This is a genomic window from Geminocystis sp. CENA526 (genome assembly GCF_050753365.1).
GTDB lineage: Bacteria > Cyanobacteriota > Cyanobacteriia > Cyanobacteriales > Cyanobacteriaceae > Geminocystis.
In genome coordinates, this window is record NZ_JBLZFY010000263.1 from 1 (window position 1) to 1549 (window position 1549).

Sequence of the window (1549 nt, forward strand, 5' to 3'; positions counted from 1 at the left end):
ATTTAAGACATCTTCATAAGGCAATTCCTCCCCTAAATCATCTTGGCGGTTTTTGATTATTAATAACCCACACCATGATCTTTTTACCTTATATTGATATATATATAAAAATATTTCCGCAAAATATCGACCATAAAAGTCTGAATCTTTTTGCATTTGTGCCTCTAAAAAAATCAGAGGCAAATCATCTCTCACGGGAGTTAATAAACCATCCAAACGAAATTCTGTGTCTTTAATGACAGGAGCATCGTAAATATATTCACTATCGGGGGGAATACTGGGAATTAGTTCATGAATCAGGGAAGGTTGGGACAGAAATATGGTGTAGAATAGTTTATCTGTTTTCATAGGCGTTGTTTAGGTGATCATATATTAATGATTAGTAATTATTTACTATAGGGGCTTTAGAACTGGCGAGATTAGCTTTACTTTTTTAATGGACTTTGTGTTGTTCTTAATTTCTTATTCTTTGTCTTTTGAATCATCAAAATCAACATTATCGTATAAATCTTTGAGGGAAATTGGCAATTGTAATGACTCTAAATTCACTATATCTTCTGGGTTCTCAATGTCCCTTAAAACCCAATTATTATCAGCATTTTTACTAAATTTTTGAATATGATATTGATATTGATCAATTAAGATATATTCTTGTAACTCAGGAATCGATCGATAATAGTCAAACTTAGTTCCCTTATCATAATCTTGAGTGGATTTGGAGAGAACTTCCATAATTAAAAAGGGATTTGTTACCGTTGTTTTTCCTTTTCCTTCATAGACAGGTTTACCTTGAATTACCATCACATCAGGATAGGTATATTGACGATAACGAGGTATCCAAAGACGCACATCAGCAAAAAAAACTCGATAATTTTGTCCTTTGAGAGTAGTTTTTAAATAAGAGTAAAAATTCCCTGCAATTTCGTTATGATTAGTTGTTCCTCCTGTCATGGGTACTATTTCTCCATTTCTATATTCGTGTTTAAATTCAGAATTTTCCTCAAAAGCCAGATATTCTTCGGGAGTATAGTCGCTTTTTGCTGTTAAATTTTTACTAGGGTTTTGAAGGATTGTAGCTGTCATAATTTCCCTTACCTGATAGAATAAACTATTTCAATGATAGTGTAATTTGTTGAGAATTAAAGTTCGATCGATGAAAGTAGTGGAGTTCGATCTCTCAAATAAAATTAAGATAATGGGCAAATAAAGGTTAAAATCAATACTGAATAAGGTGACACTCCCACGCTGACCTAAGGTACAGGCGTGGGCTTCCAAATATCGCTACTTGGTTTTTCTGCTTCTTTGGGTGGTTCTAGCTGTCGATTTCTCCACAGCCCCAATACCATTATCCTCCACAGACTGCGACACCGTCTGCCCAACGGCTATGAGTCCTCGTTGCTCTATTATCATAGCGGCAGCTACGTCACGGTCGATCGTAAAACCGCATTCAGGACAACAATGGACTCGTTCTTTCAAATCTTTTTTCCCTGTAAGAGTATTGCAATTTGGACAAGTTTGAGACGTATAATCCTTATCTACTTTGAGAAGA

Annotated in this window: 3 protein-coding genes; all 3 read right to left on the bottom strand. The window is 34.9% G+C overall.

Annotated elements, in window-relative coordinates; all coding sequences use genetic code 11:
- Positions 1–348 (bottom strand): DUF2887 domain-containing protein (locus ACN4EE_RS23255; RefSeq protein WP_431708885.1); only part of this gene is annotated, 348 nt, incomplete at its 3' end.
- Positions 349–462: 114 nt separating this feature from the next.
- A complete protein-coding gene (locus ACN4EE_RS23260; protein WP_431708886.1) occupies positions 463–1083 on the bottom strand; it encodes a Uma2 family endonuclease in 621 nt (206 codons plus the stop codon).
- 198 nt (positions 1084–1281) lie between these two features.
- A partial coding sequence (locus ACN4EE_RS23265) for a zinc ribbon domain-containing protein (RefSeq protein WP_431708887.1) occupies positions 1282–1549 on the bottom strand: 268 nt, incomplete at its 5' end.